Genomic DNA, 13,591 nt, shown 5'->3' with positions numbered 1-13,591 from the left:
GAATGAGCGGGGGGATGCCCGCGCGCCCGTCATCGGGCGTGCGTTCAGTATGGCACGTCTGGGCTTTTCCCAGACACTCTGGCTAGCATCGGAACGGCCGCGCACCCCGAGCGGCATCCGCCGGACATCCGGCCGCATTCTTTTAGAAGGTCTCCATGTCCAGCGACGATTCCTCGAACGCTCCCGCCCGGCGCGACGCCCGCGAAGCGGTGCGCGAGAAGGCGCAGCAGGTGCAGGCGCGGCAGGCGCGGATGCGGATCGTGCAGCGCTCCCTGATGGCTGCGCTGGGTCTCGCGCTGGTGGCCGTCATCGCCGGGTCGCTTGTGTGGGCCTTCTCGGACAACGCAGCGAAGCCGCAGGCGGCTCCTGAGAACGTCACCGACAACGGTTTCGCGATCTCGTCGGTGGCGGGAGCCATCGGCACTGCGCAGGTGCCCGACACCGATGCAGCGACCGCAGAGGCCACGTCCGAGCCGGCCGACCCCGCCGCCGCAGAAGCGACGCCCGAGGGGACCGCTGCGGCCGCGAGCGACGCCGCCGTCGACATCCGCGTCTACGTCGACTACCTCTCCGAGGGCTCGCGCACCTTCCAGATGGCGAACATGGCGCAGCTGGCCGCGTGGGTCGAAGACGGCTCCGCCAGCCTGACCTACCACCCGGTCGCGATGCTCAGCGCCAAGTCGAACGGCACCAAGTACTCCCTGCGCGCTGCCAGCGCGGCGGCGTGCGTGGCGACCCACTCCGAGGGAGCGTTCTTCTCCTACACCAACGAGCTGCTTTCGAAGCAGCCGGGCGTGGACGAGGCGGGCATGTCCGACAAGGAGCTCGCCGACCTGGCGCAGGCATCGGGAGTGGACGCACCGAAGGACGTGCGCGCGTGCATCGAAGAGGGCCGCTTCGCCTCGTGGGTGCGCGAAGCCACCGACGGCGCTCTCAAGACCATTCCGGGCACCGACAACCTCGCCCTCACGGGCACGCCCACCGTGCTCGTCAACGGCGAGCCGTACGTCGGCGCACTGGACGACCCGGCGGAGTTCGCCCAGTTCGTCATGACGCTCGCGAGTGACGCGTACTACCAGGAGTCGCCGACTCCTGCTCCGTCGCCCGCCCCGTAGCCCTGCCTGTCGGCTTCGCGGCGCGACGTCGTCGTCGCAAGGATGCCGCGTCGTGACGCTCTAGACTTGTGTGGCCCATCGCTCCCTCGGGGAGCCGGGCACCAGCCGGCTTGGCGCAATTGGTAGCGCACCGTACTTGTAATACGGGGGTTGCAGGTTCAAGTCCTGTAGCCGGCACCACACCACTCGGTCGTGACGTCGAGGCGGCTGTTCACATCACAGGCGGCGCGGTGAGACCGGCAATGCGTCGCAGTTCCGCAAGGTGACCGTTGTAGGCGGCGCGGCCGGCTTTGCTCAGCGACAGCCAGGTGCGGCTGCGTGAACCGTGTCGACTCTTGGTCACTGTGACGTATCCCGCCTCTGAGAGGTACTTGACGTGTTTGCTCAGCGAGGACTCGCTGATGTCCAGCGTCTCGCGCACGGTAGCGAAGTCGATGGCTTCGGCATCCGCGAGGATCGCGCAGATCTGCAGACGATTGCGCGGGTGAATCGTCTCGTCGAATCGTGGCTCGGTAATGGTCATGCCGTCCGCTGCGCATCGTTGAGACGGCGGTTCAGCAGCCGGTCGATATGGCTCTCCATGGGCACGACCACCATGAACGCGACCACACCGCCGACAGCGAGCGCAGAAGGCACTCCGACGAGAGTCTGGAGTGCGAAAGACAGGGCGAGCAGCACGAACAGCAGCACCCACCACCACCCGAGGCCCTCGGCATACCGATCCATCGACACCCCGGTGACGTTGTTCAACGCCCCCAGCAACACCATCGGGGCGACAATGGCACCCAGAACGATGAATGCGGTGCCGATCGTTTCGTCGCCATAGCTTCCGGGGCCACCAACGATGAAGCCCAGACCGAGGAACATCACCAGGGTCGCGGCGGCGATACCCCAGCGATACCACCACGGAGCACCCGCTCGACGGGCGAGCTCCGCGCGGGCACGCGCAACATCGTCGAGTGCCTCGTTCGCGCGGTCACGGTCTGACGCTTCTCTGCTTTCCATGAAGGAAAGTCTGGCAGGGGCTTTCCTGTGTGGCAAGTACAACTTTGTGGGGTCGACGGGATTGTCCGCGCGTATTGCCCTCTACGTTCGAGGGACAGCGAGAGCAGCAACGGTTGGAAGGCAGAGGGTGGGAACGTTTCGGAGGTTGGGCGCCGGGGCAGCACGCGAGATCAAGGACTTGTGGGCATGGCTGCCCTATCCGGTCAAGGTCAATTCCGTGCTTTTCGGTATATGCGTGATGTTCCTCGTGGTGATCAACATCGAGCTGATCTGGCCACTGCTCGTGCCTCCCGCGATCGTCGGCGTATTCATCGCTGTGCGCAGAAAGCGTCATAAGCGGAGAGGCTGATTCTCCCTGGCCGCGACAGGGATGGGCACACAGGCACGTCGCGCTACTTCGTGGCCACCCTGTGCTCGAGCGTTCCACAGAAGATGGCGACGATGCCCGCGACCAAAACGACCATCCCTGCGATCGTCATGGCCGTGTCTTGGGGGAGCGCGGCGCAGGCGATGGCGACGTCCTCGTTATCGCATGTGCGCCATGGCTGGAACACGAAAACCAGCGCGACGACGAATCCCAGCGAGGCCGCGATCACGCCCGCCGTGATCAGCCGTGCCGCCCCCGCGCTCTGTCATGGTCACGAACGTAACGCAGCGCGGTCGCCACGGGATTGGCGAAGATGTCGTCGTCGTCGCATCCTCCCGAGTGCAGGCCTGGCGAGCGGTAGTGTTCCCACCACGGAGGCGCTCATGATCGTCAACGGCTACTGGCTCGTGAGGCCGGACCGTGAAGCGGAGGTGCGCCGTGCACTGAACGTACGCCGCCGCGCCAATCTTGTCTCCGTTCTGGCGGGCTTGGGCGTCTGGGCGGTCAGTGCGTCGACGACCTACGCCGTGCTTGCCGCGTCGTTCTCGGGGGCCGGTTGGCTTCACCACGCCTGGCCGGTGGGTGCCGCCTTCCTCCCGGCGGTGGCAGCGTTCCTCGCCGTGCAGTCGTGGGCCGCTCGGAGGTGGGACCGAGTGGTGAGCACGCCGGGCACGCTCCGCAACGCCTACGCCTTCATCGACAGCGCGGGCGGCGTTCCGGACGGGGCGACTGCTGAGCAGTTGTGGGCGGCGCTCGACGCGCATGAAGCCGGCGCTCGACTGTGGGATGCCGTGCCACCACGCGAGGACTGAGGCAGGCGTCGACGCCGCCTGGTTTCAGCACTGTCAGTATGGACGCATGGCGAATCAGGATGCCGCGACGCGCGAGGTGCCACCCGCATGACCACCGCGACGAGCATCTCCGCGGCGACCCCGTCGCCCACGCGTCGCCTGTCGACGCTCGACCGGTGGCTGCCGCTGTGGATCGGTCTGGCCATGGTCGCCGGCCTGGTGCTCGGTCAGTTCGTGCCCGCCGTCTCGGATCTGCTGGTCACGCTCGAAGTGGGCGGGCTCTCCATCCCGATCGCGGTCGGGCTGCTGGTGATGATGTACCCGGTGCTGGCGAAGGTCCGCTACGACAAGATCGCCGCCGTCACCGGCGACAAGAAGCTGCTTGTCTCGTCGCTGGTGCTCAACTGGATCGCCGGTCCCGCCCTGATGTTCGCCCTCGCCTGGGTGTTCCTCCCCGACCTGCCCGAGTATCGGACGGGGCTCATCATCGTCGGCCTCGCGCGATGCATCGCCATGGTCGTCATCTGGAACGACTTGGCCTGCGGTGACCGCGAGGCGGCCGCCGTGCTCGTGGCCATCAACTCGGTGTTCCAGGTCGTCGCGTTCTCGCTGCTCGGCTGGTTCTACCTGACGGTTCTGCCCGGTTGGCTGGGGCTGGATACGCAGGGGCTCGAGATCTCCGTCGGGCAGATCGCCCTGAACGTGCTGATCTTTCTCGGCATCCCCCTCGTCGCAGGATTCGCATCGCGCCTCATCGGCGAGCGCCGCAAGGGGCGGGAGTGGTACGAAGAGACCTTCCTGCCGCGCCTGGGACCCTGGGCCCTGTACGGCCTGCTGTTCACCATCGTGCTGCTGTTCGCCCTGCAGGGGGAGCAGGTGATCGCCCACCCCGGCGATGTCGCCCGCATTGCGCTGCCGTTGCTGCTGTACTTCGCGGTCATGTGGTTCGCCGGCCTCTTCACCGGAAAGGCGCTGGGGCTCACCTACGCCCGGTCGTCCACGCTGGCGTTCACCGCGGCCGGCAACAACTTCGAGCTCGCCATCGCGGTCGCCATCGGCACGTTCGGCGCCGCCTCCGGCCAGGCGCTCGCCGGTGTGGTCGGCCCCCTGATCGAGGTGCCCGTGCTCGTCGGGCTGGTGTACGTCTCGCTGTGGGCGGCGCGCGCCTGGTTCCGCACCGACCCGGTCACCGGCGAGCGGGTGACACCGTGATCGTTGTGGCCGACCTGATCTCCTGACCGCCCTCTCTCACCGGGAATCACCATGACCACCCACACCACGCCCTCCGTCCTGTTCGTCTGCGTCCACAACGCCGGCCGCTCCCAGATGGCAGCCGGGTTCCTCCGCGACATCGCCGGCGACCGCATCGAGGTGCGTTCCGCCGGGTCCATGCCCGCCGAGCAGATCAACCCGGTCGCCGTCGAGGCGATGGCGGAGGTGGGCATCGACATCACCGCCGAACAGCCCAAGGTGCTCACCACCGAGGCGGTGCAGGCATCCGACGTCGTCATCACGATGGGATGCGGGGATGCCTGCCCGATCTTTCCCGGCAAGCGCTACGAGGACTGGAAGCTCGAGGACCCCGCCGGCCAGGGCCTCGCGTCGGTGCGTCCGATCCGCGACGAGATCCGCGCGCGCATCGAGCAGCTGGTCGACGAACTCATCTAGCCACCCCCGTTCGTTGAGCGAGCGGAGCGAGACGAAACGCCCCCTTTCGGCGCCCCGCGAGCCAGTGTTGGTTGTGGTTGGCCTGGCTGCATGGAGTCGGACTGAGCTACCTCGCTGATCCCTATGAGCTCCGAGTCGACAACGGCTCATGGTTGCGGGTGCGCGTTGTGGAAGCGTCGACCGAAGGTTTTCGGGTGAAGAAAGACCACCGGGGAGACATGACGGTGCCTCAGGTCTACTTCACGGTGCCGTGTCCGACATCGCCTGACGTGTCGCGCCCTCTTCCCAGCGCGCCGAGCTGGCGCCGTCTAGAGCCGCGGCAGGTGAAGCGGCCTTTCTCCGTCGGCGCGACGTCGTGTATGTTGATTTTCGATAACATCGAAAATCGATAAAGGACACGTCATGATCAATGCGGATCACGTCACTCCCGTCAGGCTCCGCTCGTCGCCGCGGGTGAGCTATCGCCTCGTCTCGACCGTCATCGTGGTCATCGCGACCCTCACTGTGCTGGCGAGTCTGGTTCGCGCGATCACGATCATCACCGGGCGCACGCTCTTCGCCTTCGGGGGCGCAGACGGCCGCCTGCCCCTGGTGTATCTGCCGCAACTGCTGCAGGCCGACCTGCGGGAGGGCGCGACCGGGACGCTGACGGATGCCGCGCTCTCGCTGCGCCTGCTCGGCGCGGTGCCGTCGCTCGTCGAAGTGGCCGTGATCGCGGTGGCGGCCGTCGCGCTCCTGCGCGTGGTGAAGGGGGTTTCTCGGGCCGAGCCGTTCGGCGCCACTGTGCTCGCCAACTGGCGGCTGCTGACCCTCGCCCTCCTCGGCGGCGGCATCCTGCAAGGCCTGGCCGACATGGTGGCGAACGTCTATCTGTCGAGCAGCATCGGTCTTCTGCTCGGTGCGGGGCGGGTCACCCCTGAGCAGCGCCTCGAGTTCCTGGGTGGTGACTATTCCGGCATCGGTGTCAACCTGCCGCAGTGGCCGCTCGCGATCATCGTCGCGGGCCTCGTGGCGCTCGCGCTCGATGCCGCCTTCCGCGCCGGCGCCCGCCTCGAAAGAGATGTCGATGGTGTCGTCTGAGAGTGCCGAGGTCGACGGATCCGGTCATCGGATCGTGTGCCACCTCGACCGCATCCTCGAGGACCGGGGAATGACGCTCACCCAATTGTCGAATCTCACCGGCATCACGATGGCGAACCTCTCGATCCTCAAGAACAATCGCGCCAAGGCGATCCGCTTCACGACGCTGACGCTGATCTGCGATGCGCTGGACTGCACGCCCCCGGAGCTGTTCGGCATCGCGCCGAGGCGGTGACCTCGCCGCCAGCCCTGGCCGCCGACGCCAGCGGCCCCCGTCGGTGCCGTTTTGAGCCGCGCCAGGGCGTATTCGAACGCGCCGTCCACGTCGCCGCCCAGGCGGAACGTGCCGGCGAGTTCTATGCTCAGAAAGCCCGTGCCCAGGCAGTGAGCAACCGCGCGGCATCCAGTGCGTGTTCGGCGCCGACGGCATGCCGTGCCGCGCGCAGCAGCCGAGCAGCTGGTCGACGAACTGGTCTGAGACCGCGGCCCGTGCGAGCGCTGCCGGGACGAGCGACTGTCGGCCGGTGGTCGAGCGCGGGCCTCACCCCTCCGTAAGAACAACCTCGACGGTGGTGAACGTCTCTTCCGGTGGAGAGCCGAACACGCGGACGTGATCGCCGTTGGCAGTGACCACATGCATCTCGAAGCGGTCCCCGTCGCGCGACCGCGCTCGCGCCCAGTCCAGTGCCTCGGCGACGTCGCCAGCCCCGGTCAGAAGCCAGTCCTCGGTGCTCCACGCCCACCCGGCGCGGCTGGGTCGCCGCCAGAAGCGCGCCCAGAACGTGGGCTCGTCGGATGCAAAATCAACGGGCTCGATGAGGGGTTCGGCTTCCACGGCTCCATTCTGGGCCTGGGATGCTGCGCCCGCCCCCACGCATCTGGCTAAAGTCGGGTCACGAACGGACTAGGGCCTCATCGAGGAGGGGATGCCGGTGACCAAGAAGCATCGTGACCGCCTGATGTTCGTCGCGGTCCTCGTCATCACAGGGCTCGGATTCTCCGCCGGCTCCGTTGCCGCGACTCAAGGCGCGGGGGCCGCCCTCGCCGTGTTCGGGTTCGGCGCCATCCCCCCTGCCGCACTGATGGGGGTTGTCGCGTACGTGTGGTCGAGTAACGACCGGGAGGACCGGGCCCGCGGGATCTGGCGAGACGACCCTCCCGACGAGTGAGATCGCGAGTGGTCCGGTCGGGGACTACGCGGTCAGCGCCACCTGCAGCCGTGAGAGGCCGTACTCGAATGCGGCGTCGATGTCGCCGCCGAGGCGGAAGGCGCCCGCCAGTTCCATGCTCGCGAAGCCCGTGGCCCAGGCGGTCACGAGGCGCGCGGCATCCAGCGCGCGCTCGGGGCCCACCGCTGCGGTCGCCGCCTGCAGCACCGGCCGGCTCGCCTGCTCGAGCGCCGACTGATCGGGGGAGGAGGCGTAGATGAGGCGGAACCCCTCGGGGTGCGCGTGCGCGAACGCGCGGTAGGCGCGCGCAAGGCCGGCGAGTGTGCCGTCGGATGCCGCGAGGTGCGCGCCCAGGTCGGTCACTGTCGCCTCCACCACGAGCTGCAGCAGCGCATCGCGGTCCCGAACCCGCTTGTAGAGCGACGGCGCCCGCACCCCGACCCGTTCGGCGACGGCCTGCATGCTGACTCCGGCCGCGCCGCCCTCTTCGAGCAGCTCGCGGGCGGCGTCTATGATCGCGGGCAAAGACGTGCGTTCCGGGGTGGGCATGCGGCCGCCTCCTGTGATGGCTATGGTGCTAAGCTATGATGGCTACGGAGATTAGCTTACATCTCGAGCGAGCATCTCAAGAAAGAAGGAGTCCTCATGCGACTCGCACCGAACCTCCACCGCCTGGGTAACGACATCGTCGCGGCCTACCTGATCGTCACTCCCGAGGGGATCACGGTGATCGACGCCGGCCTTCCGGGGCACTGGAACGACCTGCTCGCCGAGCTCGCCGAGCTCGGCCGGCCCCTCGCCGATGTGAAAGGCGTCGTGCTCACGCACGGCGACAGTGACCACATCGGCTTCGCCGAGCGCCTGCGCCGCGAGCTCGGCATCCCCGTCTACGTGCACACCGACGACGCCGATCGCGCCCGCGGGGGCGACAAGCCCAAGACACCGATGGGGCCGCTGCGGCTCGGCCCGATGCTCGGGTTCTTCCTGTACAGCCTGCGCAAGAACGGGCTGCGCCCGCAGTACCTCGGCGAGGTCGTCAGCGTGACCGACGGCGAGACGCTTCCGCTCCCCGGTGCCCCGCGCGTGATATCGCTGCCAGGCCACTCGCCGGGGAGCATCGCGGTGCACGTCCCCGCGGTCGCCGCGGTGTTCGTCGGCGACGCGCTCACGACCCGGCACGTGCTCACCGGGCGCTCCGGTGCCCAGCCGGCACCCTTCACCGACGAGCCCGAGCGCGCGCTGGCGTCGCTCGACCGCCTCGCCGACCTGGATGCCGAATGGGTGCTGCCCGGGCACGGAGCGCCGTGGCGCGGGTCTCCGGCCGATGCGGTTGCCGAGGTGCGGCGCGCCGCAGCGGTCTGACGGTCAGTCCGTCGCGCCGGCGCGGTCGGCGAGGGCGTCGAAGGCGGCATCCAGCTTCTCGTCGACCTGCTGACGGTCGGGGTGCGCGTCGTAGAACGCCAGGATGCGGCGCGCGCCCTCGTCGAAGGTCACCGTCGTACGGAACTCGGGCGCCAGGCGCGTGACCTTCGCGTTGTCGAAGACCATCGAGTGCGCCTTGTCGCCCACGAGCGAGGGGCCGACGTCGGGCAGCGCCGCGGCGATCGTGTCGCTCGCCACGTGTACAAAGCGCGGGTCGGAGACCCCCGCCGCATCCGCCAGCCAGCCGTAGATCTGGTTCCAGGTCGGCGCGTGGGTGCCGGTGATGGTGAAGGCGTCGCCGATCGCGGCCGGGTTGCCGAGCAGGCCCGTGAAGGCGACGGCGAAATCGTCGGAGTGGGTGATCGTCCACAGGCTCGTGCCGTCGCCGTGGATCACGACCGGCTTGCCGGCGCGCATGCGGGCGATGTCGGTCCATCCGCCCGTCGTCGGGATCATGGTCTCGTCGTAGGTGTGCGACGGCCGCACGATAGTCACCGGAAGCGCCCGGTCGCGGTGGGCGCCGACCAGCAGGTCCTCGCAGGCGATCTTGTCGCGGGAGTACTGCCAGAACGGGTTGCGCAGGGGAGTCGACTCGGTGACCGGCAGGTAGCGCGGGGGCTTCTCGTAAGCGGATGCCGAGCTGATGTAGATGTACTGCCCGACGCGACCTTCGATCGCCGAGAGCACGGTCTCGACGTGCTCGGGGACGAATGAGAGGAAGTCCGCCACGACGTCGACGCCCTCGCCGACCGCGGCGCGCACCGCACCGGCGTCACGCACGTCGCCGGTGATACGGCGAACCCCACCGGGAAGGTCGCGGTCGCGGTTGCCGCGGTTGAGGACGGAGACGTCATGGCCGGCGGCGACGGCAGCCCGCACGCACGCGGTGCTGATCGTGCCGGTGCCGCCGAGGAAGAGTACGCGCAGTGAGCTCATGCCCCGACGATAGCCAACGGGGCGTGATCGGTCATCCGGGCGCGGCGATGAGCGCTCGCCAGTTCGCGGGCACGCGGCCCTTCGGACCGGGTGCAGGCTGATCGGCGGGGTGGCTGCGCGGCTCGGCGAGGAGCGGTCCCTCGACCATCTCGCTTGCCTCGTAGTCCCAGAACCAGGACTCCCCGGGCTCGAAGCTCTGCACGTAGCGGTGACCGCTGTCGTGGAAATGCGCGGTCGCGTGCTTGCCCAGCGACGAGTCGCAGCATCCAACGTGGCCGCAAGCCGCGCACCTCCGCAGATGCACCCACCAGCCGTCGAGCGCGTCGCACTCGGCGCATCCGTCCCCGGAGGGCGGTACAGCAGGGTCGATGGCGGGGGAGGTCACGGTTCACCGTGGAAACGGGCGGCCATGCGCGGCACGATACCCGCGGATTGCTGCTTGATCCAGCGCGTCATCGGTGGTTGTCTGCTGGCATCGCCGGAGTGGGGATCACGTGACCGGGCATTCCACCGTAGAAGCCAGCGCGGGTGAAGACCGCGCCCGTCGCACGCGCCCGGATTCGATCGCCGCGAAGGTGCGCGCCATGGGACAGCAGCGCACCGGCGCCCTGCTGCTGCTGATCGCCACGGCGGTGGCGATCGTGTGGGCCAACGTCGCCCACGGCTCGTACGAGACGTTCTGGGAGATGGGCCTCTCGGTCGGGATCGGCGACCTGCAGCTGGACTTCACACTGCACGCGCTGGTCAACGACGCGCTGATGGCGCTGTTCTTCTTCACCGTCGGGCTCGAGGTGCGCCGGGAGTTCTCCATCGGCGAGCTGACCAGCTGGTCGCGCGCGCTGGTGCCCGTCACCGCCGCGATCGCCGGGCTGGCGGTGCCGGCCGCACTGTTCCTGCTGATCGCCGGGCCCGCCGGCGACGCGCGCGCCTGGGGCGTGGTGATCTCCACCGACACCGCCTTCCTCGTCGGTGCGCTGGCGCTGGTCGGTCCCCGGTTCCCCGGAAGGCTGCGGGTGTTCCTCCTGGCGCTGGCCGTCGTCGACGACGTGGGGGCGCTCAGCATCATCGCGCTGGTCTACACCGAGAACTTCTCGCCGGCGCCGCTGCTGATCGCCGCAGTCGGTCTTGTCGGCGTCTACCTCACCCGCTACCTGCGCGGCGGTCGCGGCCCGGTGTACGCCACGCTCTCGATCATCGTGTGGCTGGCGTTCCTCGCCTCGGGCGTGCACCCGACGCTCGCCGGAGTCGCCATTGCGCTGCTCGTGCCGGTGTACCGGCCCAACCGCCGCGACGTCGAGCACGCGCTGGAACTGGCGCGGACTTTCCGCCAGTCGCCCAACACCGAGTACGCCCGGGCGGCCGCCAACAGCCTGCGGGAGTCGATCTCGATCAACGAGCGACTGCAGTCGGCGTACTCGCCGTACATCGCCTACGTCGTGCTGCCGCTTTTCGCCCTCGCCAACGCGGGGGTGCTGGTCACCCCCGACATCCTGGCGGCCGCGCTGGCGTCGCCGCTGACGTGGGGCATCGTCGTCGGGCTGGTCGTCGGCAAGTTCCTGGGCGTCTTCGGCTCCGTCGCGGTGCTGCGGATGCTGCGCGTGGGGGAGTTCGGCCCGGGGCTCACCCTCGACCGCATCGCCGGCGGCGCCGCACTCTGCGGCATCGGCTTCACCATTTCGCTCTTCATCATCGACCTCGCCGTCGATGACCCGGCGGCGCAGAACGAAGCGCGGGTCGGCGTGCTCGCGGCATCCGTCATCGCCTTCGTCCTGGCGACCATCATCTTCCGGGTCTCCGACACCCTGCGGCCGGGCACCGAGACCGGCCAGACCCTCGCCCGGCCGGTGGATCCGCGCCGCGACCACGTGGTCGGTCCCGACGACGCGCCGTACACGATCGTGGAGTACGGCGACTTCCAGTGCCCCTTCTGCCTGAAGGCGTCGGGGGCGATCCAAGAGGTGCACGAACAGCTGGGCGACCGGCTGCGGTACGTCTGGCGGCACGCGCCGCTCACCCGGCAGCATCCCAACGCGCTCGCCGGTGCCGAGGCGTCCGAGGCCGCCGCGCTGCAGGGCCGGTTCTTCGAGTTCGAGCGCGGACTGTTCGCCGATCAGGAGAACCAGCGCCCGGGGGACATCGTGCGGCTGGCCGACCGCCTGGGACTGGACGTGCCCCGATTCGAGCGCGACCTCGAGTCCGCGGCGGTCGCCTCGCGCGTGCGCGACGACATGCTCGACGCCGAGGCCATGAACATCACCGCGGTGCCGACCCTGTTCGTCAACGGACGACGGCACACCGGACCCTACGACGCGCAGGCGCTCATCCGGGCGCTGGAGCAGGCGGATGCCGGGGCGGCGGCCCCGGCGATGCCAGTGGACGACTGAGGAGCAGACAGATGGACACGACGACCTCGCCGGTCGGTGTGGCGCCCGCGCTCACCGATGACCAGTGGACGCGACTGGCGGCGCGGGCCGAGCCGTTCGAGGTGGCCGAGGGCGACTACGTCTTCCGCGCCGGCGACCGCGACTACTCCATGATCCTCGTGGAGTCGGGCGAGCTCGAGATCGTCCGCGACGCGATGAGCTGGGTCGACGAAGTGGTGATCACCGTCGCCGGGCCGCGGTCCTTCGCCGGTGAACTGGGCCTGCTCAACGGGCAGCGGGCCTTCCTGTCGGCGCGGGCTAGCCGTGCCGGTCGCATGCGCCGGCTGTCGCGGGTGGACCTCCGGCGTCTGCTGTCGGACGACGACGAGCTGGGGGATCTGATCCTCCACGCCCTCTGGGAGCGGCGCGAGTCGCTGCGGCGCGGACCGGCGGCGATGACGCTGAAGTTCGTCGGCAGTGAGACGTCGGCGGACTTCCTCGCCCTCCGCCGCTTCGCGGAGCGGCTGGACCTCGTCCACGCAGCGGTCGCCCTGCCGCCCGGTGAGGCGCTGGACCTGCGGGCGCACAACTTCTCGCTGGACGAGCTGCCCGTCGCCTTCATCCAGGGCGAGCCGCTGGTGCGGGCGACGCCGGGCCTGGTGGCCGAGCGACTCGGCCTCAGCTACGAGCCGACGCAGAGCGAGGCTGCCGACGTGGTCGTGGTCGGCGGCGGTCCGGCCGGGCTCGCCGCTGCCATCTATGCCGCGTCGGAGGGTCTGAGCACGGTGCTGCTGGAGTCCGTCGCCCCGGGCGGGCAGGCCGCCGCGACGTCGCGCATCGAGAACTTCCTCGGCTTCCCGTTCGGGGTCAGCGGCGGCGACCTGATCGGTCAGGCCTCGCTGCAGGCCATCAAGTTCGGGGTGCGGGTGTGCGCGCCCTGCGAGGCCGTCGGCCTGACGCCCACGGCGGCCGGCGTGCGCGTCGCCCTCGCCGACGGGCGCGCGATCGACGCCCGCGCCGCGATCGTCACCTCCGGCGCGGCGTACCGCCGGCTGCACCTGGACCGGTGGGAGGACTTCGAGCGCACCGCCATCCACTACGCCGCCACCCCTCTGGAGCTGCGGCAGGTGGCCGGATCACCGGTCGTCGTGGTGGGCGGCGCGAACTCCGCGGGGCAGGCGGCGCTGTACCTGGCATCCAGTGGCTGCCCCGTGCACCTCGTGGTGCGCGGTGACGACCTCGGCGCGCGCATGTCGTCGTACCTCGTCGATCGCATCGCGGAGGATCCGCGGATCCAGGTGCACACGCGCTCCCACCTCGTCGGGCTCGAGGGCGGGGACGCGCTCGAAGCAGTGCGGATCGACACCGTGGGGGAGGTGCCGGCCCGCGGGGTGTTCTGCTTCATCGGCGCCGATCCCGCGACGTCGTGGCTCACGCGCATCGACCGCGACGAGGCCGGCTTCATCCGCACCGGGACCGACGTGACCGCGCCGTCACGCGGGGTGTGGTCCGCCGTGGCGCGCGAGCCGTTGCCGTTCGAGACCTCCATCCCACGGGTCTTCGCCGCCGGCGACGTGCGGCGCGGGTCGATGAAGCGCGTGGCCGCGGCCGTGGGGGAAGGTTCGAGCGCCGTCGCGTCGGTGCACCAGGCGCTCGCCGGGTGAGGCGCGCGCAG

General features: G+C 69.4%; 18 protein-coding genes and 1 tRNA gene. 12 read left to right on the top strand and 7 right to left on the bottom strand.

Translation table 11 applies throughout. From position 1 onward, the window contains the following. Positions 1–155 precede the first annotated feature (155 nt). Both QNO14_RS10555 and QNO14_RS10550 read left to right on the top strand, forming a co-directional pair. A complete protein-coding gene (locus tag QNO14_RS10555) occupies positions 156–1,115 on the top strand; it encodes a DsbA family protein (RefSeq protein WP_257495531.1) in 960 nt (319 codons plus the stop codon). A gap of 104 nt (positions 1,116–1,219) precedes the next feature. Next, positions 1,220–1,295, top strand: a tRNA-Thr gene (locus tag QNO14_RS10550). Between the two features lie 31 nt (positions 1,296–1,326). Here QNO14_RS10550 and QNO14_RS10545 read toward each other — a convergent pair. Both QNO14_RS10545 and QNO14_RS10540 read right to left on the bottom strand, forming a co-directional pair. Then, positions 1,327–1,638: a transcriptional regulator gene (locus QNO14_RS10545; protein WP_257495532.1), complete on the bottom strand. Its 312-nt coding sequence runs from the start codon at positions 1,636–1,638 to the stop codon at positions 1,327–1,329. Continuing rightward, the gene (locus QNO14_RS10540) at positions 1,635–2,120 is read right to left on the bottom strand and encodes a hypothetical protein (protein ID WP_257495533.1); all 486 of its coding nucleotides are present in this window, start codon (positions 2,118–2,120) and stop codon (positions 1,635–1,637) included. The genes QNO14_RS10545 and QNO14_RS10540 overlap by 4 nt, the downstream gene beginning before the upstream one ends. Between QNO14_RS10540 and QNO14_RS10535 the strand changes: the two genes are divergently transcribed. Then, a complete protein-coding gene (locus QNO14_RS10535; RefSeq protein ID WP_257495534.1) occupies positions 2,119–2,469 on the top strand; it encodes a hypothetical protein in 351 nt (116 codons plus the stop codon). The genes QNO14_RS10540 and QNO14_RS10535 overlap by 2 nt on opposite strands. 43 nt (positions 2,470–2,512) lie before the next feature. On the opposite strand, the gene QNO14_RS10530 is transcribed toward QNO14_RS10535, so the two are convergent. Further along, positions 2,513–2,716, bottom strand: coding sequence for a hypothetical protein (locus QNO14_RS10530; RefSeq protein ID WP_257505248.1), 204 nt, complete (start codon positions 2,714–2,716; stop codon positions 2,513–2,515). A 154-nt stretch (positions 2,717–2,870) separates the two neighbouring features. Here QNO14_RS10530 and QNO14_RS10525 point away from each other — a divergent pair, with 154 nt between their 5' ends. The 5 genes from QNO14_RS10525 (at position 2,871) to QNO14_RS10505 (ending at position 6,261) form a co-directional block, all read left to right on the top strand. After that, positions 2,871–3,299 (top strand): hypothetical protein, encoded by a 429-nt coding sequence (locus tag QNO14_RS10525; protein ID WP_257505247.1) that lies wholly within the window; start codon positions 2,871–2,873, stop codon positions 3,297–3,299. Positions 3,300–3,386: 87 nt separating this feature from the next. Next, positions 3,387–4,490 (top strand): ACR3 family arsenite efflux transporter, encoded by a 1,104-nt coding sequence (gene arsB / locus QNO14_RS10520; RefSeq protein ID WP_257505246.1) that lies wholly within the window; start codon positions 3,387–3,389, stop codon positions 4,488–4,490. A gap of 51 nt (positions 4,491–4,541) precedes the next feature. Then, positions 4,542–4,946: an arsenate reductase ArsC gene (locus tag QNO14_RS10515; protein ID WP_257505245.1), complete on the top strand. Its 405-nt coding sequence runs from the start codon at positions 4,542–4,544 to the stop codon at positions 4,944–4,946. Between the two features lie 402 nt (positions 4,947–5,348). Beyond that, complete coding sequence (locus tag QNO14_RS10510; protein ID WP_257505244.1) at positions 5,349–6,026, top strand: hypothetical protein; 678 nt, start codon at positions 5,349–5,351, stop codon at positions 6,024–6,026. Beyond that, positions 6,013–6,261, top strand: coding sequence for a helix-turn-helix domain-containing protein (locus tag QNO14_RS10505; RefSeq protein WP_257505243.1), 249 nt, complete (start codon positions 6,013–6,015; stop codon positions 6,259–6,261). The genes QNO14_RS10510 and QNO14_RS10505 overlap by 14 nt, the downstream gene beginning before the upstream one ends. Positions 6,262–6,567: 306 nt before the next feature. Here the strand turns inward: QNO14_RS10505 and QNO14_RS10500 are convergent, their stop codons facing one another. Continuing rightward, complete coding sequence (locus QNO14_RS10500) at positions 6,568–6,861, bottom strand: hypothetical protein (RefSeq protein ID WP_257495540.1); 294 nt, start codon at positions 6,859–6,861, stop codon at positions 6,568–6,570. A 97-nt stretch (positions 6,862–6,958) separates the two neighbouring features. On the opposite strand from QNO14_RS10500, the gene QNO14_RS10495 reads away from it, so the two are divergent. After that, positions 6,959–7,195 (top strand): hypothetical protein, encoded by a 237-nt coding sequence (locus QNO14_RS10495; RefSeq protein WP_257505242.1) that lies wholly within the window; start codon positions 6,959–6,961, stop codon positions 7,193–7,195. A gap of 24 nt (positions 7,196–7,219) precedes the next feature. Here the strand turns inward: QNO14_RS10495 and QNO14_RS10490 are convergent, their stop codons facing one another. Next, positions 7,220–7,744: a TetR/AcrR family transcriptional regulator gene (locus QNO14_RS10490; protein WP_257505241.1), complete on the bottom strand. Its 525-nt coding sequence runs from the start codon at positions 7,742–7,744 to the stop codon at positions 7,220–7,222. Between the two features lie 96 nt (positions 7,745–7,840). On the opposite strand from QNO14_RS10490, the gene QNO14_RS10485 reads away from it, so the two are divergent. Continuing rightward, a complete protein-coding gene (locus tag QNO14_RS10485) occupies positions 7,841–8,557 on the top strand; it encodes an MBL fold metallo-hydrolase (RefSeq protein ID WP_257505240.1) in 717 nt (238 codons plus the stop codon). Positions 8,558–8,560: 3 nt separating this feature from the next. On the opposite strand, the gene QNO14_RS10480 is transcribed toward QNO14_RS10485, so the two are convergent. Together QNO14_RS10480 and QNO14_RS10475 are read right to left on the bottom strand one after the other, a co-directional pair. Continuing rightward, complete coding sequence (locus QNO14_RS10480) at positions 8,561–9,553, bottom strand: SDR family oxidoreductase (RefSeq protein WP_257505238.1); 993 nt, start codon at positions 9,551–9,553, stop codon at positions 8,561–8,563. 31 nt (positions 9,554–9,584) lie between these two features. Next, positions 9,585–9,938, bottom strand: coding sequence for a UBP-type zinc finger domain-containing protein (locus QNO14_RS10475; RefSeq protein WP_257495545.1), 354 nt, complete (start codon positions 9,936–9,938; stop codon positions 9,585–9,587). Positions 9,939–10,137: 199 nt separating this feature from the next. Between QNO14_RS10475 and nhaA the strand changes: the two genes are divergently transcribed. Both nhaA and QNO14_RS10465 read left to right on the top strand, forming a co-directional pair. After that, positions 10,138–11,937: a Na+/H+ antiporter NhaA gene (gene nhaA, locus QNO14_RS10470; protein WP_257505236.1), complete on the top strand. Its 1,800-nt coding sequence runs from the start codon at positions 10,138–10,140 to the stop codon at positions 11,935–11,937. A gap of 11 nt (positions 11,938–11,948) precedes the next feature. Beyond that, positions 11,949–13,580, top strand: coding sequence for an FAD-dependent oxidoreductase (locus QNO14_RS10465; protein ID WP_257505235.1), 1,632 nt, complete (start codon positions 11,949–11,951; stop codon positions 13,578–13,580). Positions 13,581–13,591: the final 11 nt, after the last annotated feature.

Source organism: Microbacterium sp. zg-Y625 (assembly GCF_030246925.1).
Lineage (GTDB): Bacteria > Actinomycetota > Actinomycetes > Actinomycetales > Microbacteriaceae > Microbacterium > Microbacterium jiangjiandongii.
The sequence above is the reverse complement of the archived record's forward strand: the minus strand, read 5'-3'. Positions and strand labels throughout refer to the sequence as shown.

Excerpts from the sequence above, each read along its gene's own strand:
- QNO14_RS10555 (WP_257495531.1), top strand. The coding sequence starts at position 156 with ATGTCCAGCGACGATTCCTCGAACGCTCCCGCCCGGCGCGACGCCCGC.
- QNO14_RS10545 (WP_257495532.1), bottom strand. The coding sequence starts at position 1,638 with ATGACCATTACCGAGCCACGATTCGACGAGACGATTCACCCGCGCAAT.
- QNO14_RS10535 (WP_257495534.1), top strand. The coding sequence starts at position 2,119 with ATGAAGGAAAGTCTGGCAGGGGCTTTCCTGTGTGGCAAGTACAACTTT.
- QNO14_RS10540 (WP_257495533.1), bottom strand. The coding sequence starts at position 2,120 with ATGGAAAGCAGAGAAGCGTCAGACCGTGACCGCGCGAACGAGGCACTC.
- QNO14_RS10525 (WP_257505247.1), top strand. The coding sequence starts at position 2,871 with ATGATCGTCAACGGCTACTGGCTCGTGAGGCCGGACCGTGAAGCGGAG.
- arsB (WP_257505246.1), top strand. The coding sequence starts at position 3,387 with ATGACCACCGCGACGAGCATCTCCGCGGCGACCCCGTCGCCCACGCGT.
- QNO14_RS10515 (WP_257505245.1), top strand. The coding sequence starts at position 4,542 with ATGACCACCCACACCACGCCCTCCGTCCTGTTCGTCTGCGTCCACAAC.
- QNO14_RS10510 (WP_257505244.1), top strand. The coding sequence starts at position 5,349 with ATGATCAATGCGGATCACGTCACTCCCGTCAGGCTCCGCTCGTCGCCG.
- QNO14_RS10505 (WP_257505243.1), top strand. The coding sequence starts at position 6,013 with ATGGTGTCGTCTGAGAGTGCCGAGGTCGACGGATCCGGTCATCGGATC.
- QNO14_RS10490 (WP_257505241.1), bottom strand. The coding sequence starts at position 7,744 with ATGCCCACCCCGGAACGCACGTCTTTGCCCGCGATCATAGACGCCGCC.
- QNO14_RS10485 (WP_257505240.1), top strand. The coding sequence starts at position 7,841 with ATGCGACTCGCACCGAACCTCCACCGCCTGGGTAACGACATCGTCGCG.
- QNO14_RS10480 (WP_257505238.1), bottom strand. The coding sequence starts at position 9,553 with ATGAGCTCACTGCGCGTACTCTTCCTCGGCGGCACCGGCACGATCAGC.
- nhaA (WP_257505236.1), top strand. The coding sequence starts at position 10,138 with ATGGGACAGCAGCGCACCGGCGCCCTGCTGCTGCTGATCGCCACGGCG.
- QNO14_RS10465 (WP_257505235.1), top strand. The coding sequence starts at position 11,949 with ATGGACACGACGACCTCGCCGGTCGGTGTGGCGCCCGCGCTCACCGAT.